Source organism: Nonomuraea sp. NPDC048826 (genome assembly GCF_043198225.1).
Taxonomy (GTDB): Bacteria; Actinomycetota; Actinomycetes; order Streptosporangiales; family Streptosporangiaceae; genus Nonomuraea.
This window is the reverse complement of sequence record NZ_JBICUQ010000001.1, coordinates 533,495-555,714: the sequence shown is the minus strand read 5'-3', so window position 1 is coordinate 555,714 and position 22,220 is coordinate 533,495. Positions and strand designations below refer to the sequence as shown.

General features: G+C 70.8%; 21 protein-coding genes and 1 pseudogene. 8 read left to right on the top strand and 14 right to left on the bottom strand.

All coding sequences use genetic code 11. The annotated features are described in order from the left end of the window. Positions 1-32: 32 nt before the first annotated feature. Positions 33-1,133 carry a D-alanyl-D-alanine carboxypeptidase family protein gene (locus ACGFI7_RS02915; RefSeq protein ID WP_393398367.1) on the top strand — a complete coding sequence of 367 codons (1,101 nt, stop codon included), beginning with the start codon at positions 33-35 and terminating at the stop codon, positions 1,131-1,133. Here the strand turns inward: ACGFI7_RS02915 and ACGFI7_RS02910 are convergent. Beyond that, on the bottom strand, positions 1,128-2,078 hold the full coding sequence (locus ACGFI7_RS02910; protein ID WP_393398365.1) for a YihY/virulence factor BrkB family protein: 951 nt from the start codon (positions 2,076-2,078) through the stop codon (positions 1,128-1,130). The two genes, ACGFI7_RS02915 and ACGFI7_RS02910, sit on opposite strands and share 6 nt — an antisense overlap. A 261-nt stretch (positions 2,079-2,339) precedes the next feature. Here ACGFI7_RS02910 and ACGFI7_RS02905 point away from each other — a divergent pair. Together ACGFI7_RS02905 and ACGFI7_RS02900 are read left to right on the top strand one after the other, a co-directional pair. After that, positions 2,340-3,404 (top strand): annotated as a pseudogene (locus tag ACGFI7_RS02905) (ATP-binding protein); the annotation flags it as partial. 214 nt (positions 3,405-3,618) lie between these two features. After that, a complete protein-coding gene (locus ACGFI7_RS02900) occupies positions 3,619-4,047 on the top strand; it encodes a MarR family winged helix-turn-helix transcriptional regulator (RefSeq protein WP_393398363.1) in 429 nt (142 codons plus the stop codon). Positions 4,048-4,049: 2 nt separating this feature from the next. Here the strand turns inward: ACGFI7_RS02900 and ACGFI7_RS02895 are convergent, their stop codons facing one another. The 4 genes from ACGFI7_RS02895 to ACGFI7_RS02880 form a co-directional block, all read right to left on the bottom strand. Beyond that, positions 4,050-4,292 carry a helix-turn-helix domain-containing protein gene (locus ACGFI7_RS02895; protein WP_393398361.1) on the bottom strand — a complete coding sequence of 81 codons (243 nt, stop codon included), beginning with the start codon at positions 4,290-4,292 and terminating at the stop codon, positions 4,050-4,052. Then, positions 4,292-4,891 carry a hypothetical protein gene (locus ACGFI7_RS02890; RefSeq protein WP_393398359.1) on the bottom strand — a complete coding sequence of 200 codons (600 nt, stop codon included), beginning with the start codon at positions 4,889-4,891 and terminating at the stop codon, positions 4,292-4,294. Before ACGFI7_RS02890 ends, ACGFI7_RS02895 begins: the two co-directional genes overlap by 1 nt. A gap of 76 nt (positions 4,892-4,967) precedes the next feature. Then, positions 4,968-5,972, bottom strand: coding sequence for a tryptophan--tRNA ligase (gene trpS, locus ACGFI7_RS02885; protein WP_393398357.1), 1,005 nt, complete (start codon positions 5,970-5,972; stop codon positions 4,968-4,970). A 14-nt stretch (positions 5,973-5,986) separates the two neighbouring features. Next, the gene (locus ACGFI7_RS02880; protein WP_393398355.1) at positions 5,987-7,294 is read right to left on the bottom strand and encodes a hemolysin family protein; all 1,308 of its coding nucleotides are present in this window, start codon (positions 7,292-7,294) and stop codon (positions 5,987-5,989) included. 86 nt (positions 7,295-7,380) lie between these two features. On the opposite strand from ACGFI7_RS02880, the gene galE reads away from it, so the two are divergent. Together galE and ACGFI7_RS02870 are read left to right on the top strand one after the other, a co-directional pair. Then, positions 7,381-8,328 carry a UDP-glucose 4-epimerase GalE gene (galE, locus tag ACGFI7_RS02875; RefSeq protein ID WP_393398353.1) on the top strand — a complete coding sequence of 316 codons (948 nt, stop codon included), beginning with the start codon at positions 7,381-7,383 and terminating at the stop codon, positions 8,326-8,328. A gap of 59 nt (positions 8,329-8,387) precedes the next feature. Then, positions 8,388-8,522, top strand: coding sequence for a hypothetical protein (locus ACGFI7_RS02870; protein ID WP_393398351.1), 135 nt, complete (start codon positions 8,388-8,390; stop codon positions 8,520-8,522). A 60-nt stretch (positions 8,523-8,582) separates the two neighbouring features. Here the strand turns inward: ACGFI7_RS02870 and ACGFI7_RS02865 are convergent, their stop codons facing one another. The 3 genes from ACGFI7_RS02865 to ACGFI7_RS02855 all read right to left on the bottom strand — a co-directional run bounded on the left by ACGFI7_RS02865 (position 8,583) and on the right by ACGFI7_RS02855 (position 12,249). Then, entirely contained in the window at positions 8,583-9,557 is a 975-nt protein-coding gene (locus tag ACGFI7_RS02865) for a malate dehydrogenase (RefSeq protein ID WP_393398349.1), read from the bottom strand. 55 nt (positions 9,558-9,612) lie between these two features. Continuing rightward, positions 9,613-11,595, bottom strand: a complete 1,983-nt coding sequence (locus ACGFI7_RS02860; RefSeq protein ID WP_393398347.1) for a serine/threonine-protein kinase — start codon at positions 11,593-11,595, stop codon at positions 9,613-9,615. Between the two features lie 114 nt (positions 11,596-11,709). Beyond that, positions 11,710-12,249, bottom strand: coding sequence for a hypothetical protein (locus ACGFI7_RS02855; protein ID WP_393398345.1), 540 nt, complete (start codon positions 12,247-12,249; stop codon positions 11,710-11,712). Positions 12,250-12,492: 243 nt separating this feature from the next. Here ACGFI7_RS02855 and ACGFI7_RS02850 point away from each other — a divergent pair, with 243 nt between their 5' ends. Together ACGFI7_RS02850 and ACGFI7_RS02845 are read left to right on the top strand one after the other, a co-directional pair. Next, positions 12,493-13,959 carry a hypothetical protein gene (locus ACGFI7_RS02850; protein WP_393398343.1) on the top strand — a complete coding sequence of 489 codons (1,467 nt, stop codon included), beginning with the start codon at positions 12,493-12,495 and terminating at the stop codon, positions 13,957-13,959. Then, the gene (locus ACGFI7_RS02845) at positions 13,956-14,954 is read left to right on the top strand and encodes a hypothetical protein (protein WP_393398341.1); all 999 of its coding nucleotides are present in this window, start codon (positions 13,956-13,958) and stop codon (positions 14,952-14,954) included. Before ACGFI7_RS02850 ends, ACGFI7_RS02845 begins: the two co-directional genes overlap by 4 nt. Here ACGFI7_RS02845 and ACGFI7_RS02840 read toward each other — a convergent pair. The 4 genes from ACGFI7_RS02840 to ACGFI7_RS02825 all read right to left on the bottom strand — a co-directional run bounded on the left by ACGFI7_RS02840 (position 14,951) and on the right by ACGFI7_RS02825 (position 18,795). Continuing rightward, entirely contained in the window at positions 14,951-15,952 is a 1,002-nt protein-coding gene (locus ACGFI7_RS02840) for a polysaccharide deacetylase family protein (protein ID WP_393398339.1), read from the bottom strand. The two genes, ACGFI7_RS02845 and ACGFI7_RS02840, sit on opposite strands and share 4 nt — an antisense overlap. A gap of 153 nt (positions 15,953-16,105) precedes the next feature. Beyond that, on the bottom strand, positions 16,106-17,320 hold the full coding sequence (locus ACGFI7_RS02835) for an NADP-dependent isocitrate dehydrogenase (protein WP_393398337.1): 1,215 nt from the start codon (positions 17,318-17,320) through the stop codon (positions 16,106-16,108). A 51-nt stretch (positions 17,321-17,371) separates the two neighbouring features. Next, a complete protein-coding gene (locus ACGFI7_RS02830; RefSeq protein WP_393398335.1) occupies positions 17,372-17,677 on the bottom strand; it encodes a DUF3017 domain-containing protein in 306 nt (101 codons plus the stop codon). Then, complete coding sequence (locus ACGFI7_RS02825) at positions 17,674-18,795, bottom strand: citrate/2-methylcitrate synthase (protein WP_393398333.1); 1,122 nt, start codon at positions 18,793-18,795, stop codon at positions 17,674-17,676. The genes ACGFI7_RS02830 and ACGFI7_RS02825 overlap by 4 nt, the downstream gene beginning before the upstream one ends. Positions 18,796-18,976: 181 nt before the next feature. Here ACGFI7_RS02825 and ACGFI7_RS02820 point away from each other — a divergent pair, with 181 nt between their 5' ends. Next, a complete protein-coding gene (locus tag ACGFI7_RS02820; protein ID WP_270156883.1) occupies positions 18,977-19,618 on the top strand; it encodes an FHA domain-containing protein in 642 nt (213 codons plus the stop codon). On the opposite strand, the gene ACGFI7_RS02815 is transcribed toward ACGFI7_RS02820, so the two are convergent. Next, complete coding sequence (locus ACGFI7_RS02815; RefSeq protein ID WP_393398330.1) at positions 19,571-20,722, bottom strand: anhydro-N-acetylmuramic acid kinase; 1,152 nt, start codon at positions 20,720-20,722, stop codon at positions 19,571-19,573. The two genes, ACGFI7_RS02820 and ACGFI7_RS02815, sit on opposite strands and share 48 nt — an antisense overlap. A 4-nt stretch (positions 20,723-20,726) precedes the next feature. Next, positions 20,727-22,139: a glycoside hydrolase family 10 protein gene (locus tag ACGFI7_RS02810; protein WP_393398328.1), complete on the bottom strand. Its 1,413-nt coding sequence runs from the start codon at positions 22,137-22,139 to the stop codon at positions 20,727-20,729. Positions 22,140-22,220: the final 81 nt, after the last annotated feature.

The window sequence follows — 22,220 nt, the reverse complement described above, 5'->3', positions numbered from 1 at the left end:
CGACACGAAGCTACGCTGAGTTCGCGATGTGGATGAAACTGGTGCCTATCACGGCACTCCTCGCGGCGGTGACGTTCACCGGGGCGGCGCAGGCCTCCCCGACTCCGCCGCCTGTCGGTGGCGACCTTCTCTCCAGCCGTGGCCTGGTGAAACCGGCGGGGTTCAAGGCCCCGCCGAAGACCAAGGCGACCTCGTACGTGATCGCGGATCACGAGACGGGGCAGGTGCTCGCGGCGAAGGACCCGCACGGCCGCTACCGTCCGGCGAGCACGCTGAAGATGCTCACCGCGGCGACGCTGATCCCCAAGCTCGACAAGAACCTCAAGGTCAAGCCGAGCCGCAACGCCGTCAACCAGGAGGGTAGCGCGGTCGGCCTGCAGACCAAACCGATCTACAAGGTCGAGGACCTGTTCAAGGCCCTGATGATGTCGTCAGGCAACGACGCCGCGATGGCGCTGGCCGAGACGAACGGCGGCCTCGACAAGACCATGAGCGACATGAACGCCGAGGCCAAGCGGCTGCAGGCGAACGACACGGTGGCCAAGACACCCAGCGGCCTCGACAAGCCCGGCCAGAGCAGCTCCGCCTACGACCTGGCGCTCATCGCCCGGTCGGGCCTGTCCAACGCGGACTTCCGGCGGTACGTGAGCACGAAGACGGCCAGGTTCCCGGCGCCGAAGAAGTGGTACGAGATCAGCAACCACAACAAGCTGCTCTGGCGCTACCAGGGCATGATCGGGGTCAAGAACGGCTGGACGTCGAAGGCGCAGGCCACGTTCGTGGGCGCGGCGACCCGCGACGGCCACACGATCATCGTGTCGATCATGAAACACGAGGGCTACTTCTGGGAAGAGGTGGCCGACCTGCTCGACTGGGGGTTCGCCGCCCGGGGCAAGGTCACGCCGGTCGGGCAGCTCGTCGACCCGCTGCCGGACGAGCCGGCCCAGCAGGCGGCGCCGGTCGCCACGGCCGACTCGACCCCGGTGCCGGACCGGCAGCCGATGATCGACGCGGCCGCGTCCGAGCAGACCGACAGCACGCGCACGATGGGCTCGCTGGTGATCGGGGGCGGGCTGCTGTTCGGGCTGATCTGGCTCGGCTACGGCATCCACCGCAGGCGCAGGAGGCTATGACCGGTCGGCGGGCTCGGGCGCGTCCGTCGAGGGCACCGGCGAGGGCGCCGGCGGCGGCGCGCCTCCCGCCGTGGCGATCCACGCGGCCACGAACAGCACCAGCCGGGCGGAGAAGTTGATCCACAGCAGCAGGCCGACCATCACCGCGAACGCGCCGTAGACCGGGTTCGACATGGTCGGGGCGAGCAGCAGCGAGGCGAGCTGCTTGAGCAGGCCGAACCCGATCGCGCCGAGCAGCGCGCCCTGGGCGAGCACCCGGAGCGGCTGGGCCGGCCTGGACACCCAGCCGAACACGATCATGAACAGCAGCCAGTCGGCGACGACGCTGCCCACGATGCCCGCGAGCCCGGTCGCGGTCGTGACCAGGGGCGAGCTGACGCCGAACAGGAAGTCGGCCACGATCTTGGTGGCCGACGTCGCCAGCCCGCCGACCAGCACCGACACGATGAGCGTCACGCCCAGCAGCAGCAGCGAGACCAGGTCGCGCAGCTTGCCCAGGACGAACGAGAGCGGCGGCGTGGTCGTCATGGAGATCTCCCGCAGCGCCCCGCGCAGCGCGTCCACCGCGCCGAGCCCCGCGTAGAGCAGGCCCAGCAGGCCGATGATGCCCGCGGTCGCCCTGGCGTCCTTGATCGCCGACAGGTTGAGCTCGCCCGCCAGGCCGGGCAGCCGCTGCACGATCGCCGTCTCCAGGGCAGCCGCGAACGCCTCGCTGACCGTCACCACGTATCCGAGCAACGCGAACGACAGCGCGATCAACGGGAAGAAGGACAGAAAGGAGAAGTACGTCACCGCTCCGGCCAGCCGGTCACCTGACTGCGCCTGGTAACGCCCGCCCGTCTTGATGAGGTGGTCGACCGACGGTCTGCGCACCCGCCACGCCTCCACCACCCGCCTGGCCCGGTTCTTCACGGACCGGATCCGCCCGGTCAGGCTCGCGCTCACGCCCCAGATCTGCCCATGAAGAGACTTTCGTATCCTCCGCAAGGTCACCGGCCGGTACGGTGTCCACCCCGCGTGCATGACGACCACGCCGACCGGCGCCGACCAGGTCGGGCGTGCCCGGTACGGATCAGCACGTAGTCCGCGGACCGCCGATCGTCTTCGGCAGATTGAAAGGGCGTGCTGCGGCAGATCGAAAGAGCAACGTTCGGCAGATCGAAAGAGTGGCCTCCGGCAGATCGAAAGAGCGAGTAGGCTCCGAGAGTGCGAGAAGGGATCGATTACCTCCCCCGACGTGCTGCTTCGCTCATTTACGAAGCGCTGGACGACACGCGAGTGGTGGTCATCAACGGAGCTCGGCAAGTCGGCAAGAGCACTCTGGCAGAGAGGGTGTTGCGCAACGCCTCCGGCGGGGTCGCGCGCTTTCTCGACGAGCCCCTCACCCGTGCGGCGGCCACGGACGACCCCCTGGGTTTCGTCCGGCACGATGGGCTTCTGCTCATCGACGAGGTGCAGCGAGTGCCAGACCTCTGGCTGGCGATCAAACACGTCGTGGACCGCGACCCCCGCCCCGGCCGGTTCCTCCTCACGGGCTCGGCAAGACTGCTCGCCCTGCGCAACCTGCCGGACGCGCTGCCCGGCCGGTCCGAAACCATCGAGCTGTGGCCGCTCTCTCAGGGAGAGATAGCCGGGCACGAAGACGGCTTCGTCGACGCCGCCTTCGTGGAAGGCCCTGCCCTCCGGGGAGAGCCGGGCGAGCTACGCAAGAGGGATTACCTGGCTCTGGCGGCCCGGGGCGGCTACCCGGAAGCCATCAAACGCACCAACCAGCGGCGGCGGCAACGCTTCTTCGAGGGATACGTTGCGGATCTCATCGAGCGTGACGTCCGCCAAGTCGCCCAGATCGAGCAGGCCGACCAGATGCGCCGACTCATCTCGCTCCTGGCCGGTCAGACCGCCGGTCTGCTCAACGCCAACAGGCTGGCGAACGAGCTGAAACTCTCCCGTCCGGCCGTTCGCCACTACGTCGACATCCTGGAGACGATCTTTCTTGTCCGTCTTCTTCCCGCCTGGTCGGCGAACACCACCGGCCGCGCCGTCTCCACGCCCAAGGTGATCTTCGTCGACCCCGGAGTCGCCGGCTACCTGGCGCTCGGCACCACGGGCCCCGCCGCCGTCGGCGGGCTCCTGGAGAACTTCGTCCTGAGCGAGATCTGCAAACAGCTCACCTGGGCGAACACCCCCGCCCGGCTGTTCCACTATCGAGACCGCGACCAGTACGAGGTCGACGGAGTTCTGGAGAACAACGCGGGCGAGATCATCGGGATCGAGGTAAAGGCGGCGGAGACCGTGCGCAGCGACGACTTCCGCGGTCTCCGTCTCCTGCGACGCCGCCTGGGTGACCGCATGAGAGCAGGCTTCGTGTTCTACTGCGGTCCCGAGTCGTTGAGTTTCGGCGACGGCATGGCCTGCTTGCCCATCTCCGCGCTGTGGACCACGCCGGGGTGACGCACGTCGTGCTCCGACGCGGAAAACTGGGAGGGTGACCACCGAGAACGGCTCTCCGCCGCCCATCAGCCCCTCCATCGTCGTGCTGACGCTGGCGCGCCGGGTCGAGACCGAGCTCGGCGCCGCGCTCGCGCCGCTCGACCTCACCGTCACCCGCCTCGGGCTGCTCGGGCACATCGCGGCCGTGCCGGGCGTGTCGTTCAGCGACCTGGCCCGGATGTCGGGCACCGCCGTGCAGAGCGTGCACTCCGCCGTCAAGGCGCTCGTCGCCGCCGGTCTCGTCCGCGACGGCAACGCCCGCGCCGGCTCGGCCTCCACGATCGAGCTGACCTCCGAGGGCCGCCGCCTCCTGGAGGCGGCCGAGCGGATCATCGGCGAGGTGGACGACCGCCTGTTCGGGCCGGAGGCCGACCCGATCCAGCGGCGGCTCGCCGACACCATCCGCGCCGCGTTCGCCCGCTGACGCTACTCGCGCACGCGTTCCGGCTCGTACGCGAGAAGGTCTCCCGGCTGGCAGTCGAGCACCTCGCAGAGCTTGGTCAGCGTGGTGAACCGGATCGCCTTGGCCCGCCCGTTCTTCAGGATCGACAGGTTCACCAGCGTCACGCCCACCCGCTCGGCCAGCTCGGTGAGGGTCATGCCGCGCTCCGCCAGGAGCCGGTCCAGGTGGACGGCGATGGCGTGCCCCTCCATGTCGGCAGGCGACATCAGACGGTCCCTTCCAGGTCTTCCCTCATGCGCGCCGCGTCGCGCAGCACGTGCCCCACGACCAGCATGCCCACCCCGGCCAGCAGCATGACCGGCTCCAGCTCCCGCAGCCCGAAGCCCGTCGTCTCCTGCGACACCGCCGCCAGCAGCCGGAGCCTGGCGACCTCCTCGACCACGGCCGCGACCAGCCCGCCCGCGACCAGCCACCACCCGGACACCCGCACCAGCCGCGCCACCGGCGGGCTGTAGACGCCCCGGCGCACCCGCCAGAGCAGCATGCCCATCAGGACCACGGCCCCGTCGACGACCACGAATCCGGGCGCCTCGGTCAGCAGCAGCATGACGTGATGGCCGAGGCTCGGATCGGGAACGAGGTAGGAGACCTCGCTCGCCGTGACCCTGACCCCGGGCGCGGGCAGGTCGTAGGCCCCGGCCAGCGGGAGGCCGAAGGACGAGTACGAGCCGACCGCCACCGCGCGCAGCGCGCCGCCGATCACGACGACCTGGTAGTGGACGAACAGCGCGGCCACCCCGGCCACGAGCAGGCTCAGCGGCACCAGGGTGGGACGGCGGGCGGTCGGGACGGCGTCGGTCGCCAAGACAGGCTCCTTCATATCGACAATCGATAACTACCGGTACAGTAGTTATCGATTGTCGATAAGGCAAGCCCGTGGATCAGACCGTGGGGAGGAAGCCCACCCGGTCGCGGACCTCGGCCATGGTGCGCCGGGCCACCGCGCGGGCGCGCTCGGCCCCCACCGCCAGCATCCGGTCCAGCTCGGTCTCGTCGCCCAGGAGCTTCTCGGTGCGCTCGCGGATCGGGGCGAAGGCCTCGACGACCGCCTCGGCCACTTCCTTCTTGAAGGTCCCGTAGCCCTGCCCGGCGTATCGCGCCACCAGGTCGGGGATCGGCGTGCCGGTCAGCGCCGACTGGATGCGCAGCAAATTGGAGATGCCCGGCTTGGTGTCCTCGTCGAAGCGGATCTCGGTCTCGGTGTCGGTGACGGCCCGCATGATCTTCTTACGCAGCGGCCCCGGCTGCTCCAGCACGTCGAGGATGCCCGCGGGGCTGGAGGAGGACTTGGACATCTTCGCCGACGGGTCCTGCAGGTCGGTGATCTTCTCGACCTCCTTCAGGATGTACGGCTCGGGAATCGTGAAGGTGTCGCCGAAGCGGTGGTTGAAGCGCTGGCCGAGGTCGCGGGTGAGCTCCAGGTGCTGCTTCTGGTCGGCTCCGACGGGCACGCTGTTGGCCTGGTAGAGCAGGATGTCGGCGGCCTGCAGGATCGGATAGGTGAACAGGCCGACGCTGGCCGCGCTCTCACCGAACTTGGCCGACTTGTCCTTGAACTGGGTCATCCGCCCGGCCTCGCCCATGCCCGTCTGGCAGTTGAGTATCCAGGCCAGCTCGGCGTGCTCGCGGACGTGGGACTGCACGAACACGGTGGAGCGTTCCGGGTCGAGGCCGGCCGCGAAGAGCTGGGCGGCGGCGACGCGGGTGCGGCGGCGCAGCGCGGCGGGCTCGGTGGGCACGGTGATCGCGTGCAGATCCACCACGCAGTAGAAGGCGTCGTGAGTCTCCTGCAACGTGACCCACTGACGAACCGCACCCAGGTAGTTGCCCAGGTGGAAGGAGTCCGCGGTGGGCTGGATGCCGGAGAGAACACGAGGTCTGGCCATAGCCGTTCATTGTGTCAGGAATCAGGTTCGGGCGGCGACTCGGCGACGGCGCGGCGTTTCACCCGGACCCTGGCGATCCTGCGGCCGTCGAGCTCGATGACCGTCAGCTCGAAGCCATGCACCTCGACGGAGTCGTTCAGCTCGGGCACCCGGCCGAGCATGGCCATGACGAAGCCGGCCAGGGTCTCGTACGGGCCGTCGGGCAGGCGGATGCCGGTCTCGTCGGCGAAGTCGTTGAGGTTGGTGAGCCCGTCGATCTCCATCGCGCCCGTGGACAGGGTGACGGACTGGTCCTCGACGTCGTACTCGTCCCTGATGTCGCCGATCAGCTCCTCGACCAGGTCCTCCATGGTGACGATGCCCGCGGTGCCGCCGTACTCGTCGATGACGATGCACATGTGCTGCCCCTCGTCGCGCATCTCGGAGAGCGTGGTGAGCAGCCGTTTGGAGGCGGGCACGAACTTGGCCGGGCGGATCGGCACGAGCTCGCTGAGCGGTTCGGTGCGGCCGGTGAGCACGGGGTCGAGCAGGTCCCTGACGTGCACGAAGCCGATGACCTCGTCGTAGGACTCGCGGTAGACGGGGAAGCGCGAGTGGGGCAGCGCGGCGGCCAGCACCGCCGCCTCGGCCAGCGGCGTGTCGGCTTCCATGAACTCGACCTCGGTACGCGGCAGCATCAGCTCGCGGAGCTGGCGCTTGCCGGCGGCGAACACCTCGGCGATCAGGTTGCGCTCGTCGGTGGTCAGCTCGGCGTGCCCCACGACCATGTCGCGCAGCTCCTCGGTGGTGACCTCCTCCCGATCGGCCTGCGGGTTGCCGCCGAGCAGCCGGACGACCCCGTCGGTGGACTTCGACAGCGCCCAGATGACCGGCCGCGACAGCGCGGCGAGACGGTCGAGGAACGGGGCGACGATCAGCGACAGCCCCTCGGCCCGCTGGAGCGCGAGGCGTTTGGGGGCGAGCTCCCCGAGCACGAGGGAGACGTACGAGATGGCGAGGGTGACCAGCACCAGCGCCAGCACGGACGCGCCGGGCACCCCCCAGCCTTCGAGCACGGGGGCTAGCTGCCCGCTGAGCCGGTCGGCGCCGAACGCGGCCGAGAGCATGGTCGCGACGGTGACGCCGATCTGCACGGCCGAGAGGAAGCGGTTGGGGTCACGGGCGAGCTTGGCGACGCGCTCGCCTCGGCGGCCTTTCTGGGAGAGCTTGCGCACCTGGCTCTCACGCAGCGAGACCATGGCCATCTCGGCGGCGGCGAAGAACCCACCGACCAGGATGAACAGAAGAACCACGGCGATGTTGGCCGCGACGGTGTCAAACATGGTGGTTGGCAGCGTATACGGGCGCCTTCCGGCGTATGCTGAACGGCGAGCCGTACAAAATCAAACAGATTCGAACGGGAGTCAACATGAGGCTGCTGGTCACCGGAGGCGCCGGGTACGTCGGCAGCGTCGTCGCGGCACAGCTCGTGGCGGCGGGCCACGAGGTGATCGTGCTCGACGACCTGTCCACCGGCCACGCCGACGCGGTGCCGGACGGCGCGACCTTCGTGGAGGCCTCGATCACGGACGCCGGGCAGGCGCTCGACGGGGTCGACGCGGTGCTCCACTTCGCCGCCAAGTCACTGGTCGGCGAGTCGGTGGAGAAGCCGGGACTCTACTGGGCCAACAACCTCGGCGGCACGCTGGCGCTCCTGGAGGCGATGCACGAGCGCGGCGTACGCAAGATCGTGTTCTCCTCGACCGCGGCCACCTACGGCGAGCCGGAGCGCTCCCCGATCCTGGAGACCGACCCCACCCGCCCGACCAACCCGTACGGCGCCACCAAGCTCGCCGTCGACACCGCGCTGACGGCCTTCGCCGGGCCGCGCGGGCTGGGCGCGGTGAGCCTGCGCTACTTCAACGTGGCCGGCGCCCAGGGCCGCTTCCGCGAGCGCCACACGGTCGAGACCCACCTCATCCCGAACGTGCTCAAGGTGGCCACCGGCGAGCGCGAGTCGGTCAGCGTGTTCGGCACCGACTACCCGACGCCCGACGGCACCTGCGTGCGCGACTACGTGCACGTCTCCGACCTGGCCAGGGCCCACCTGCTGGCGCTGGAGGCGTGCCGGGAGGGCGAGCACCGGATCTACAACCTGGGCAACGGCACCGGCTTCTCCGTCCAGCAGGTGATCGAGGTCTGCCGCGAGGTCACCGGCCACGAGATCCCCGCCGCGGTCGGCCCGCGCCGCCCCGGCGACCCGGCCGTCCTGGTCGCCTCGTCGGAGCGGATCCAGCGTGACCTCGGCTGGAAGCCGGAGCGCACGGAGCTGCGGGACATCGTCTCGGACGCCTGGGAGGCGCTTTCCGGGATTTGACCCATACCGGTGGCTGATATGTGCTGTGATACCGAAATGTGAGGAGCATTTCACCAAGGGTGACGAGGGCGCTCGTCGGCGTCGTCGTCGTGGCCGGGTGCGCGATGGCCGCGGCAGGGGCGGTGTTCGCCACACCGGCGCCCCTGACGGCCGTGCCCGCGTCGTCGACCTGCCCCGGGTCCACCGGGAAATGACGAGGCGCGCGCCCTCGCGGACGCGCGCCTTCTCGTTCGTACGGCTTGGACCGGTACGGCTCAGATGAGGCCCAGCGACTTGACCGCGTCGCGCTCCTCGGCGAGCTCCCGCACCGAGGCGTCGATGCGCTCACGGGAGAACGCGTCGAGCTCCAGCCCCTGGATGATCTCGAACCTGCCGTCGGCCGCGCGCACCGGGAACGACGACACCAGGCCCTCGGGCACGCCGTAGGAGCCGTCGGAGACGATCGCCGCCGAGGTCCAGTCGGTGCCGTTGACCCAGTCGTAGACGTGGTCGATGGCGGCGTTGGCCGCCGAGGCGGCCGAGGAGGCGCCGCGAGCCTCGATGATGGCCGCGCCGCGCTTGGCGACCGTCGGGATGAAGGTGTCGCGCAGCCACTCCTGGTCGACCTGCTCGGCGGCGACCTTGCCGCCCACCTCGGTGTGGAACAGGTCGGGGTACTGGGTGGCGGAGTGGTTGCCCCAGATCGTCATGTGCTTGACCTCGGTCACCGGCACCTGGAGCTTGGCGGCGAGCTGCGAGATCGCACGGTTGTGGTCGAGGCGGGTCATCGCGGTGAACCGCTCGGCCGGCACGTCGGGGGCGTGCTGCTGGGCGATGAGCGCGTTGGTGTTGGCGGGGTTGCCGACCACCAGCACCCGGATGTCGTCGGCGGCGTGGTCGTTGATGGCCTTGCCCTGCGGGCCGAAGATGCCGCCGTTGGCCTCCAGCAGGTCGCCGCGCTCCATGCCGGCCTTCCGCGGCATGGCGCCGACCAGCAGGGCGACGCTGGCGCCGTTGAACGCGACGTTCGGGTCGTCGGTGATCTCGATGCCGGACAACAGCGGGAAGGCGCAGTCGTCGAGCTCCATGGCGGTGCCCTCGGCGGCCTTGACCGCCTGCGGGATCTCCAGCAGGCTCAGCTTGACCGGGACGTCGGGACCGAGCAGCTGGCCCGACGCGATGCGGAACAGCAGCGCGTAGCCGATCTGTCCGGCTGCGCCGGTGACGGTCACCTTAACGGGCGTGGCCATGGCCTTTCCCCTAACTCGCAAGCTGGTTCGTTGACTTTCGGATGCTACCCGGTCGTCATTCGCAGGGTTCCATCGCGGGCACCTTCGTCTCCGGCTTGAACTCCACGTTGCCGAAATGCTTCGCGAGCAACTGCTTGACCACGCCCGTGCGGTAGAGGTCGGCCACCACGCCGGAGATCGCCTTGCACGTCCGCACGTCGCCCTTGCGCAGGCCGACGCCGTAGCGCTCGTCGGTGAGCTTGGCGCCGAGCACGCGGAAGCGCAGGTGCTCGCGACCGGCGAACCCGGCCAGGATGACGTCGTCGCCGGGCACCGCGTCGACGGCGCCGCTGAGCAGCATGTTCATGCACTCGGCGTAGTTGCTCGCGGGCACCGGCCGCACCTGCACCCGGTCCTGCACCGCGCCGACCGACGGGCTGTTGATCCCGCAGATCTTCTTGCCCTTCAGGTCGCCGATGGAGTCGACGGCGCCCTGGTGGACCAGCACGTCGTGGTGGGCCAGGTAGTAGGGGCCGGCGAAGGTGACGTCGGGGTCGTCGACGATGGAGTAGGTCGCCACGACGAGGTCGACGCGCCTCTCGGCCAGCGCGCCGGCCCGGGCGCTCGGGGAGACGGCGACGAACTCGACGTCACGGGCGCCCAGCCCCGCCGCGATGTGGCGGGCCATGTCGACGTCGAAGCCCTCGAACGCGTCGCCGCGCCGGAGCCCGACGCCGGGCAGGTCGGCCTTGACCCCGACCACGAGCTTGCCGGTGCCGGCCGCCTTCTCGGCGACGCTGGTGAAGACGGGCGGCGGCTTCGGGTCGGCGGTGGGGCCGGGGGCCTGGCCGAGCGCGAGGGTCCAGCCGTTGGACACGGCCACCGCGGCGACCGCCGCGGCCACGGACAGCGCGACGGCGAGCGCCAGCCACCACCTCGCCCGGCCCCGGCGCCGGGGCGGCGCGGGCGTCTGGGCGTCGCCGGCGCGCGTCGGGACGTCGGGACCGCCCGCCGCGACGCCGTGCGCGCCGGTGCCGCCCGCCGCGCTCCCCTGCGGCCCCGTGCCGCCGGCGGTCTCATGGCCCTGGGCGGCCCGCGCGTCGGCGCCGCCGGAGACCGCGGGGAAGGCCGAGACAGCCTGGCCGTCGGCGGCCGGGCGCTCGGTGACCGAGACGCGGCTGAACGGCGTGGTGTCGTCGCCGGCCACCTGCACGCCCCTGGTCAGCAGCGCGGTGGACGCCCCGACCGTCTCGGGCTGCCCGAGCAGCCGCAGCAGGATCTGGTCGGCGGAGGGCCGCTCGGCGGCCGACTTGGACAGCGCCGCCCGCACCACGCCGCGCAGCGGCTCGGGCATCATGCCCACGTCGACCTCGTGGGTGAGGATCCGGTTGAGCACGGTCGCGATCGAGTTGCCCTCGAACACCGCGGTGCCGGTGGCCGCGAACGCGATCGTCGCCCCCCAGGCGAAGACGTCGGTGTAGGGCCCGATCTCCTCGCCGGCGATCTGCTCGGGAGCCATGTAGGCGGGGGTCCCGATGGCCCGGCTGGTGATGGTGCCGGTCGAGTCGATGATGCGGGCGATGCCGAAGTCGACCACGCGCGGCCCGTCGGCGGCGATGAGCACGTTGTCGGGCTTGAGGTCGCGGTGGATGATCGAGGCGTGGTGGATGGCGGTCAGCGCCGTGGCGGTGCCGATGGCCAGCCGGTCGAGCGCGATGCCGGTGAGCGGCCCGTCGGTGTCGACGATCTCCCGCAGCGCCCGCCCGTCGATGTACTCGCTGGCGATGTACGGGGTGTCGCCGTCGAGGTCGGCCTCCAGCACCCTGGCGGTGCAGAACGAGGCCACCCGTTCGGCGGCCTTCAACTCGCGGGCGAAACGCGAGCGTGCGCTCTTGTCGCCGGTGAATTTCACGTGCAGCAATTTGACGGCGGCCCGCTCGCCGTGCTGGTTGACGCCGAGAAAGACGATGCCCTGCCCGCCCTCGCCGATCCTTCCGGTCATCCGGAACGACCCCAGCTGGGTGGGATCGCCGGCGACGAGCGGCGAGATCTGCGGCATTCCACTTCCCCATGGGTCCGGACGAGGTCGACGAGGCAAACTTTACGACGTTGAGCAACTTCGCAGAGAACTGTTAACCGTTCGTGACGTCACGGTTCGCGGACAGATGCCGCGTCACCGCTCACACGCGGACTCGACGCCGTACACCCAGAAGACGTCCGTTTCCTCGGCCGGGTTCACGGTCTGGCTCCCCCACCAGCGCTCGACCCGCAGCAGCGGCTCGGGGACCGCCGCCGCGGCCCGCCCGCAGTCGAGGACCTCCGCGGCGAACGTCAGCTCGATCCGCCCGCCGGGACGGACGGTCAGAGGGAAGGCGCGCCCCTCGTCCTCCCGGACCTCGACGAGCCGGGCGCCGTCCGCGCGCAGCCCGGCGCCCGTGACGGTGACGGGGAACCAGCCGTCGTTGACGATCATGTGCGGCAGCCGGACGACGGGGCGCCGGACCAAGCCGTCACCGTCCTGGAACACCCAGGCGTCGAGGCTGCCCGGACGGTACGACAGCCGGGGGACGGCCGCCCCGCTGACCCACCCGGCCAGCGCGAGCAGCACCCCGGCCAGCAGTGCGGCGAACACGGCCCGCACCCGGCGGATCTCGCCCCTGGTGGCCGTCCCGGCGCCGCGGCCGAGCCGGTCCCATACGTCATCTGTTACCACTCGCACACCTCTGTCCCCTTGACGGGACATTCTGCTAGCTTTTCCCGGGGCGACGGAGGGCTTTTCTTGGGGTTATTTCTTTTTCTGGCATTTCTGACCGGCGGGCTGCTGCTTTCCCCTCGCGTGCTCTCGGCATCGGTGCCCCGGGTCTCGGCGCACCGTTTCGCCCATCGCCACTGGCTGGATGTCACTCCTTACAACGGCGCGGCCATTCTCCGTCATTTGCATGTCACCCAGAGTTCGGTGTGGATCGGAATGGCCGCCGGATTCGTCATCATGGTGGCGAAAGCGCCCGCGCTGAGCCCTTTCTGGCCGGTGGCCGGCTGGTTCTGCGGTCATGTGGTGGCCGAAACGCTGAACGCCCGGCAGGGCGGGCGGCTGGGCCGTCCGCTCGGCCTGCGGCTGGCCTCGCCGCGGACGACAGGGCTGTGGGTGATCGTCGCGATGGCGTCCGGCGCGATCGCGCTGGCCTCGGTGCTGCGCTCGTTCCGCGCGGAGGTGAACCTGGCCGAGCGCGGCTGGGCGGTGGGCACGCTGGCCGTGATCCTGACCGTGAACCTGCTCGTCATGGGGCTGAATCGGCGGCCGCTCCGAGCGGGGCCCGCCGACCTGGTGGGCGCCGAGGTGGCCGTGCGCGCCAGGACCGCGCGCATGCTGCTGGCCGGCGGGACGATCGTGGCGGTCTGGTCGGCGCCCGGCGGCGGCTGGTCCTCCGACCTGGACGTGTTCCGCTCGCTGCTCGGCCTGGTCGTGACGCTGATGGCCTGGGTGCTGGCGTCCTCCCCCGACCCCGTCACCCCGGCGGGACGGCCGCTCCGGTGGCGGGCGACGGCCGCGGTGCTGCTCACGCCCGCCCTGGCGGCCGGCTGGGCCGCCGTCCCCGCGCCGGAGGAGCCGCCGCCCGCGCCCGCCGGGCCCTACGGCCGCGTGGTCGCGTACGCGCACGTCACCGGGCCCGCCGGGCAGTGGCGGCTCACGGGTCCGCCGAACGAGGGCACGCTCGCCCTGGAGCGGGCCGCGGCCCGCCTCGACCTGGGCGACGGAACCAGGCGGACCGGGCCGCTCGCGCTCAGCGGCGACGGTCAGAGCGTGGCCTACCTCGACACGGTCACCGGCCGCCTGGTCCTGCAGCGCCTCCCCACGGGCGCCCGGCGCGACCTCACGGCGCCGCTGCCCGCCCGTGCCGTCCCCCTGCCGCTGCTCTCCCACGACGGCCGTCTCGCGGCGCTGGTGTCCGGCTCGGGGACCGAACTGGTCGACACCGCCACCGGCGCCAGGACGGCCCTGCCCGAGGTCAGGCGTGTGCTGGGGCTCGGCCCGTACGGAGTGATCGGCACGGCGGGCCACCGCGCCCCGCCCGGCACGCCCGCCACCGAGCTGATCACCCTGGACCTGGGCGGGCGGGAACGCGGCCGGGTGCCCTTCGACCCGACCAAGCCCGCGCTGGCCGCCCCCGACGGGCGCTCCCTGGTCGTGTTCGCCCCCGGCGAGGTCGTCACCCTGGACCCGCGCACGGGCCGGGTGACGGGACGGGCGGCGACCCGCCTGCCCGGCGCGCCCGAGCCGCTGGGCTGGACGGACGACGGCAGGCTCGTCGTCCGGGTCGAGGACCCGCGGGACCGCTACCGCCTGGTCGACCCGGCCACCGGCGCGTCGGCCCCGACGCGCGGCCCCGACGCCGCGGACGCCGTGTTCGGGCGGATCTCGTGAGCGCGCTCTGGCGGCTCTGGGTGGCCGTCGCGGCGGTGCTGGCGGCGGCGTGGCTGGTCGGGGGCGCGGCGGGGCCCGTCGAGTTCCTGCGTCCTGCGGCGGTCCCATCGGACGACCCGGACCCGCCTCCGCTCACCGAGGCCGCGCCCCTGCGTGACCCCGTGCGGTACTCCTACGCGCCGCCCTGCGACCACGTGACCGGCGACTGCCCGCAGCGCGTGCTGGTGACGACGACCGGCCAGCGGCGGCGGCTGGACGGCGCCCGCGCCGACGAGCCGTTCGCGCTGTCCGCCGACGGCACCCGCGCCGTCCATCCGGCGGGCGGCCGGTTCGTCGTGCGGGACCTGGCCACCGGCGCCGTCACGAGGCTGCCCGTCAAGGCCGGCGGCGAGCCCCTGCTCTCCCCCGACGGCCGCCACCTGCTCGTCCAGGACGGGAGACGGCCCGTGCTCGTGGACGTGGCGCGCGGCACGGCGAGCCGCCTGCCCCGGGGCGGGCGGGCCGCCGGCTGGACCGGCCGCGGCCTCGCCCTGGTGACCGAGCGGCCCACCGGCGACCGGCCCGGCCATCCGACCGAGGCCGCGTACGTGATCCGGGGTCCCGGCGGCGTGGCCGTGCGGCGCTTCACGCTGCCCGGCAACCTGACCGACGGCCTGCCGTCACCGTCGGCCCGCACGCTGGCGACGCTCGCCGGCGAGATCCGCCCTGACGCGGTGGTGACCACCGGCATCGCGCTCACCGACCTCCGTACCGGGCGCACGCTCCGCACGGTCGTCCCGAAGCTGCCGGACGGCCTGCGGGCCGAGGAGATCCTCCGCTGGGAGAACGAAGAAGCCCTGCTCGTGCGGTCTGAGAACCGGTACGTGCAGGACTTCTACCACGTCGTGGACCTGGCCACAGGAGAGGCGCGGGACGCCGGCGTCACCGTGCCGGCCTTCGCCGAGTTCCCCGTCGCCGAGGCGGACGCCGCGCTGGTGATCGGCGCGGTCCGCTAGTAGGCCAGCGCCTTGGCCTTGTACGAGGTGCGCAGGAACGGGTTCTTGAACTTCGGGTACGCGACCGTCGCCGGGTCGCCGTCGGAGGTGTAGCGCATGTCCGGGTTGGCCTTGAGCCAGTCGAGCCAGGCCGTCGAGCAGAACTGCGCGCAGTCGCCCTTCTTGTCCATCGCCCTGATGCGCGGGATGCCCAGCGGGTCGAACGACTTGCTGAACGGCGACGCGGCCGGGGTGTAGCCGGCCAGGAAGACGCCCTGGTGGTGGTAGGCCTTGCCGCGCGCCGCCCACTCCTTCTTCCGGGGCTGCACCCCGTACGGCAGCGCGATCGTCACCGGCTTGACCGCGGCCAGCTCCTGGATCTCCTTGCCGATCGAGCCGATCTGCTCCTCGACCTGCGCGTGCGTGCGGGAGCGCAGGTTGTGGTGGTCACGGGTGTGGTTGCCCAGGTCGAAGCCGTTCGACTTGAGCCACAGCAGGGTCTGCGCCTGCTCCTCCCGCACGTGCTTGCCGAACATGTCGCGGGTGATGTAGAAGGTCCCGACCGGCCGGAAGCCGGCGTGCTGGGCGGCCACCTCGCGCATGATGGCGACCGCGGTGTTCGCCTTGGGCGTGCCCATCGCGTCCAGCGTGAGCTGCGAGGGCGAGGAGTCGTCGAAGGTCAGCACCACCGGGTGCTTGCCCGCCGGGATGTCGATCTTCCCGGTGACGAACTCGGCCGCGGTGACCGGGACGTAGTCCTCCTTGGCCAGCCGTTCGAGCTCGGTGCGGAACTGGGCGGGCGTGCGGTCGTCGGTGGTCGCCGGCTTGTCGACGATCCGGTGGTACATGAGGACCGGGACCTGGCCCAGCTCGTTCGCCTTGACCTGGGCAGCCGCCTTGGCCTTGGCGGCTCTGGACTGCTGCTGCTTGGCGGCGGTGTCGGCCTTGGCGTTCTTCGCCTGGGTGACCGGCTCGGAGCTGCATCCGGCCACGATCGCGGCGACCGCGACCACACCCACGCCACCGATGAAACGCAGTCGCATTCGAACCCCCCGAGACGCGCACGACTGTTACGGAGGGCTTCTACCCCGCTGATCAACCGCGGCGCACCAAGAGATCGTCCGGGTAGCGAAAAGGGCCGCCCGAGGGCGGCCCTTCACGTGGGACGGCGGTCAGGCCATCTTCTTCTTCAGGTTCTCGTCCAGCGCCGCCAGGAAGTCCTGGGTCGTCAGCCACTCGGCGTCGCCGCCGACCAGGAGCGCCAGGTCCTTCGTCATCTGGCCGCCCTCGACGGTCTCGACGCAGACCCGCTCCAGCGTGTCCGCGAACGCGCTGACCGCCGGGGTGTTGTCGAGCTTGCCGCGGTGGGCGAGGCCACGGGTCCACGCGAAGATCGAGGCGATCGGGTTGGTGGACGTGGGCTTGCCCTGCTGGTGCTGGCGGTAGTGGCGGGTCACGGTGCCGTGCGCCGCCTCGGCCTCGACGGTGCGGCCGTCGGGGGTCATGAGCACGGAGGTCATCAGGCCGAGCGAGCCGAAGCCCTGGGCCACCGTGTCGGACTGGACGTCGCCGTCGTAGTTCTTGCAGGCCCAGACGTAGCCGCCCTCCCACTTGAGCGCGGCGGCGACCATGTCGTCGATCAGGCGGTGCTCGTACGTGAGACCGGCCTTCTCGAACTCGTCCTTGAACTCGGTCTCGAACACCTCGGCGAAGATGTCCTTGAAGCGCCCGTCGTAGGCCTTCATGATCGTGTTCTTGGTCGACAGGTAGACCGGGTAGTTGCGGTTCAGGCCGTAGCGCATGGACGCGCGGGCGAAGTCGCGGATCGACTCGTCCAGGTTGTACATGGCCATGGCGACGCCCGCACCCGGGAAGTCGTACACGTCGAGCTCGATCGGCTCCGAGCCGTCCTTCGGGGTGAAGGTCAGGGTGAGCGTGCCCTCGCCCGGGACCTTCAGGTCGGTGGCGCGGTACTGGTCGCCGAAGGCGTGACGGCCGACCACGATGGGCTTGGTCCAGCCGGGTACGAGCCGCGGCACGTTGGACATGATGATCGGCTCGCGGAAGATCACGCCGCCGAGGATGTTACGGATGGTCCCGTTCGGGGACTTCCACATCTTCTTCAGGCCGAACTCTTCGACGCGCGCCTCGTCCGGGGTGATGGTGGCGCACTTGACGCCCACACCGTACTGCCGGATGGCGTTGGCGGCGTCGATGGTGACCTGGTCGTCGGTGGCGTCACGGTGCTCGATGCCGAGGTCGTAGTACTTCAGGTCGATGTCGAGGTAGGGAAGGATCAGCTGGTCCTTGATGAACTGCCAGATGATCCGGGTCATCTCGTCGCCGTCGAGTTCGACGACGGGGGCCTCCACCTTGATCTTGGGCATGCGAACGGTTCCCCTTCATGAATGAGTGCGTTGAGGCTATCGGACGCCTCGTCAGCGAGAGAAAAGGGACTCGATCAGGGCCTTCGCGGCCTGGTTGTAGAGCAGCAGCGAAGTCAGCACCAGCATGAACCCGGCCAGGCCGAGCGTGATCGCGTCCGCCTTCCGGCCGCGCACCGCGAGGGGCCCGCCGAATCCGGAGAAGCGCAGTGCGGCGCCGATCATGATGACACCGCCCAGGGCGAACCCGCCCCAGCGGGGGTCCATCAGGAAGACCAATCCCACGGCGACGGCCGCACCCGCCAGAATCAGCGGGTACGGCCCCCAGCCCTCGCGTCCGACGTCGTCACGCAGGCTCATCGCTCGTCGATCGGCTTCCACTTCTGGTCGGTCTCGCCGATGTACTCGCTGTCCGGGCGGATCAGGCGGTTGTCGGCGTGCTGCTCGATCACGTGCGCCGTCCAGCCCGACATGCGGCTGATCGAGAACACGGGAGTGAACAGGTCTGTCGGAATGCCAAGGTAGTGGTAAACCGAGGCCGCGTAGAAGTCGACGTTCGGATAGAGGCCCTTCTCCTCGAAGACGACCTCCTCCATCTCCTTGGACATCCGGTAGTAGGTGTCGTCGCCGGCCGCCTCGGCCAGCTCCTGCGACATGCGGCGCAGATGGGTGGCGCGCGGGTCCTCGGTCTTGTAGACGCGGTGGCCGAAGCCCATGATCTTCTCGCCGGCGGCGAGCTTGTCGCGGACCGCCTGGGCGACGCCCGTCGGCGAGATCGACTCCAGGGTCTTCATGACCTGCTCGTTCGCGCCGCCGTGCAGCGGGCCCTTGAGCGTGCCGATCGCCGCGACGATGGCGGAGTGCATGTCCGAGAGGGTCGCGGCGCAGACGCGGGCGGCGAACGTGGAGGCGTTCATCGTGTGGTCGGCGTGCAGCACCAGGCAGGTGTCGAAGATCTCGACCTCGCGCTGCCCGGGCGCCCGCCCGGTGATCTGGAACAGGAAGTTCGCCGCGATGCTGAGCGACGGGTCCGGGTCCGGGGCGGTGGCGCCGGTGCGGGCGGCGTGGTAGCGGGCGACCAGCAGAGGTTGCTGGGCGGTCATGCGGGCAGCCTTGCGCTGGTTCGCGTCAGGGCTGTTGGAGTCCTTGTCGGGGTCGTCCGCGCCGGACAGCGACACGTAGCTGCGCAGCGCCTCCATCGGTTTCTGCCGCTCGGCGATCTCGGAGATGTTCGCCGAGACGAGCGCGCCGAGCTCCCGGCCGCGCACCAGCTCGTCGCCATACTCCTGGAGCTCGGCGCGAGTGGGCAGCTTGCCTCGTTGCAGCAGGTACGCGGTCTCCTCGAAGGTCGCGCGGCCGGCCAGGTCGTGGATGTCGTATCCCCGGTAGAACAGCCGACCGGCTTTTCCGTCGATGTCGCTGAGCGCTGTGGACGCGGCGACGACGTCAGCCAGGCCTTTGGTGGGCTTGTCCGCCATGAGTGTTTCCTCCGCTTATCTTCGCAGGAAGTCTACCCGTGAGCAGGCAAAACCGTCCGCATAGGTCCAGACCAATTTCACGAACGATTCTGCTTTCGGCAAAGGCGATTCCGCATCCCCGCGTTTGGGTAAGCCGGAGCTGTAGTAAGAGTTACGGCGGGCTACCTGGGGAGGAACTGCCGTGGAGGGGCCGTTCATACGCATCGAGGACACTGGCGAGGTGATCCCGTTGCGCCCCGAGATCACGACGGTGGGAAGAGGCCGAGGCGTCGACATCCGGCTCACCGATCCCAGCGTCTCTCGGCTGCATGCCGAGTTCGTCAGGCGAGGGCCTTACCTGTACGTCGTTGACCTGGGCCTGTCCCGCAACGGCACACGGGTCAACGGCAGGCCGATCGCCCGGCGGGTGCTCGACGACGGCGACGTCGTCTCCTTCGGGGCCGCGCGGGCCCGAGTCGGCGGAGTCCCCCGTGAGGACTTCGCCCCCGAAGTGGAGCTCCGCAGGGCAGCGGCGCCCGAGCTGACCAGGCGCGAGGTCGACGTGCTCACCTCGCTCTGCCGACCGGCGCTGTCCGACGAGGCGTTCGTCGCTCCGGCCACCGCGCGGGAGATCGCCGACGACCTGGTCGTGACCGAGGCCGCGGTCAAGCAACACCTGCTGCGGCTCTACCAGAAATTCAGGATCCCCGAGGGCACCAACCGGCGCACGCGGCTGGCCAACGAGGTCGTCGCGCTGGGCCTGGTGCGCCCGACCCCTGTGGTTCCCCCGCAGCGGTCAGGCACCGCCTCCGAGCCGTCCGCGGCCGGCCGCAGGGCTTCCTGAAAACCGGATCGCGACCGGGGCTTCGGCGAGGGGTTCCGGCAGCGCCAACGGACCGGAACCCGGCGTGATCGTGCCCAGGACCCGCGCACCCGATGCGCCGGTGCACCTGGGCACGGTGGCGGTCAGGCCGTGCGCGGTGAGCCAGCCGAAGAGCGAGAAGGCGATCGCCTCCTTGCCGTCGGCCGGCACGCCGAGCTCGTCGCTGGTCACGAAAGCGGCGGGCGCCGCCCGGTCGCGGAGCATGCTCATCAACGTGGGGTTGCGCGCGCCGCCGCCCGACACGATCACGGTGTCGAGCCGGTGCCGGCGGATCTCCGCCGCGACGGTCTCCGCGGTGAGCGCCGTCAGCGTGGCCACCAGGTCCGGCAGGGGCAGGTCCGCCTTGCCGTAGTCCGGGGTGAACAACTCTTTACCGGTGGATTTCGGCGGTTCCAGCCGGTAATAGGGGTCGGCGAGGAGCCGGTCCAGCAGTCCGGTGTCGACCGTGCCCGCCGCCGCCAGCGCGCCGTCCGCGTCGTACGGCGGCGCCGCGGCGTCGATCAGGGCGCAGCCGGGCCCGGTGTCGTAGGCCAGGGCGGGCTCGCGCACGGTCAGGTTGGCGATGCCGCCCAGGTTGAGCGCGCCCGCGCGGCCCCGGCCGGCGGGCAGCCCGGCCATCAGCAGCAGATCGAGATACGACACCAGCGGCGCGCCCTGGCCTCCGGCGGCCACGTCGCGCGCCCGTACGTCCGACACCACCGGCACCCCGGTGCGCTCGGCGATCCAGGCGGGCTGGCCGAGCTGCAGCGTGCCGCGCACCCGGCCGTCCTCCACCCAGTGGAACAGGGTCTGGCCGTGCGAGCAGATCAGCTCGCACGGCGGCGCCTCGGCGGCCGCGCCGGCGAACGCCTGCCCGATCAGGGTGTCCAGGGCGCACACCTCGCCCAGGTCCACCCGGTGCGGCGGCAGCGCGGCCAGGATGCGGGCTCTCAGCCCCGGCTCGTACGGCCGCTCCCCGACGTGCGCGATCGTGCCGGTGAGCACGCCGCCGTCGAGGGCCCAGTCCACGACGGCGCTGTCGATGCCGTCGTGGGACGTGCCGGAGATGAGACCGAGAACCCGCACGAGCTCAGATCACCCGGAAGCCGTTGCTGGGCTTGCTGGTCCGGTTGACCCGGTCGACCGCCACCACGTAGTAGTGGTCACCGCGCTTGCCGTCGGGGTCGGTCCAGCGCACCTGCCGGTCGCCGGGGACGACCGCGACCAGGTGGCGGGCGTCCTGGAACGCCGCCTCCCCGGCGGGCCGGGAGAAGCGGAAGATCGCGAACTGGAACGGCTCCTCCCTGCCGGTCGCCACCGCCCGCACCTCGACCCCGCCGTGCTTGCGCAGCGCGTAGGCGAGCACGGGACGCTGCGGCGCCTTCCCGTTCGCCAGCCGCGGCAGCACCGGCGCGAGCGCGGGGCGGGTGTAGTGGTCGGTGACGGCGGTGCTGATCGAGGCGATCCGGTCCTGGCGCAGGTCGTTGGCGTTGTACCAGATGTCGCCGCTGATCTGCGGGTGGTCGCGGTTGAGCGTGAGGTGGTCGGACAGCTCCTTCGGGTCCTGCCACTCGGGCGCCTGCGCCGGGTCGCCCGCCTTGTAGGCGGCCTGGCCGATCCACAGCATGGTGCCGGTGCCGTCGGCCACGTCGGACCACCACGGCACGAGCTTGGAGTAGTCGGCCGGCGGCTGCCCGATGTACCAGTAGAGCTGCGGCGCGATGTAGTCGAGCCAGCCCTTCTTCACCCAGCCGCGGGTGTCGGCGTGCAGGTTGTCGTACGACTGGCCGCCGTTGGTGTCGGAGCCGATCGGGTCGGTGCCCTTGTTGCGCCAGATGCCCGACGGGCTGATGCCCCAGGCGACGTCCGGCTTGACCTCGCGGACCCGCTGCTGCATCTCCGAGACCATCAGGTCGACGTTGTGGCGGCGCCAGGCGGCCAGGTCGGGGAAGCCCGCTCCGTACTTGGCGAACTCCTCGGCGTCGTCGAAGGCCGTGCTGTTGACCGGGTAGAAGTAGTCGTCGAAGTGCAGGCCGTCGATGTCGTACCGCTTGAGCGCGTCGAGCATCGCGTCCTGGCAGAACTTCCGCACCTCGGGGATGCCGGGGTTGTAGTAGAGCTTGCCGGCGTACGGGACGATCCAGTCGGGGTTCTTGCGGCCGGGGTGGTCGGGGTGGAGCTGGTTCGGGTCCGCCTGCATCGACACCCGGTACGGGTTGAACCAGGCGTGGAAGGCCAGGCCGCGCTTGTGCGTCTCCTCCACGGCGAACCCGAGCGGGTCGTAGCCGGGGTCCTGCCCCTGCACGCCGGTGATCCAGTGTGACCACGGCTCGTACGACGACGGCCAGAACGCGTCGGCGGTGGGCCTGATCTGCACGAACACGGAGTTGAGCTTGCGCTGCTCGGCCAGGTCGAGCCAGGCGAGGTATTCGGCCTTCTGCTCCTCGACGCTGAGCCCCTGCTTGGAGGGCCAGTTGATGTTGACCACGGACGCGATCCACATGCCGCGCATCTGGCGGAGCGGGGGGACGTACTCGGTCGACGCGAAAGCGGGCAGGGGGACCGCCGTAGCGGCGGCGGCGAG

Bases quoted from the DNA above. Each gene is read 5' to 3' on its own strand.
- ACGFI7_RS02810 (WP_393398328.1), bottom strand. From the start codon at position 22,139: ATGTGGATCGCGTCCGTGGTCAACATCAACTGGCCCTCCAAGCAGGGG.
- ACGFI7_RS02830 (WP_393398335.1), bottom strand. From the start codon at position 17,677: ATGAGCCTGCGTGACGACGTCGGACGCGAGGGCTGGGGGCCGTACCCG.
- ACGFI7_RS02895 (WP_393398361.1), bottom strand. From the start codon at position 4,292: ATGTCGCCTGCCGACATGGAGGGGCACGCCATCGCCGTCCACCTGGAC.
- trpS (WP_393398357.1), bottom strand. From the start codon at position 5,972: ATGGCCAGACCTCGTGTTCTCTCCGGCATCCAGCCCACCGCGGACTCC.
- ACGFI7_RS02860 (WP_393398347.1), bottom strand. From the start codon at position 11,595: ATGCCGCAGATCTCGCCGCTCGTCGCCGGCGATCCCACCCAGCTGGGG.
- ACGFI7_RS02825 (WP_393398333.1), bottom strand. From the start codon at position 18,795: ATGGCGGACAAGCCCACCAAAGGCCTGGCTGACGTCGTCGCCGCGTCC.
- galE (WP_393398353.1), top strand. From the start codon at position 7,381: ATGAGGCTGCTGGTCACCGGAGGCGCCGGGTACGTCGGCAGCGTCGTC.
- ACGFI7_RS02835 (WP_393398337.1), bottom strand. From the start codon at position 17,320: ATGCCCAAGATCAAGGTGGAGGCCCCCGTCGTCGAACTCGACGGCGAC.
- ACGFI7_RS02915 (WP_393398367.1), top strand. From the start codon at position 33: ATGAAACTGGTGCCTATCACGGCACTCCTCGCGGCGGTGACGTTCACC.
- ACGFI7_RS02880 (WP_393398355.1), bottom strand. From the start codon at position 7,294: ATGTTTGACACCGTCGCGGCCAACATCGCCGTGGTTCTTCTGTTCATC.
- ACGFI7_RS02865 (WP_393398349.1), bottom strand. From the start codon at position 9,557: ATGGCCACGCCCGTTAAGGTGACCGTCACCGGCGCAGCCGGACAGATC.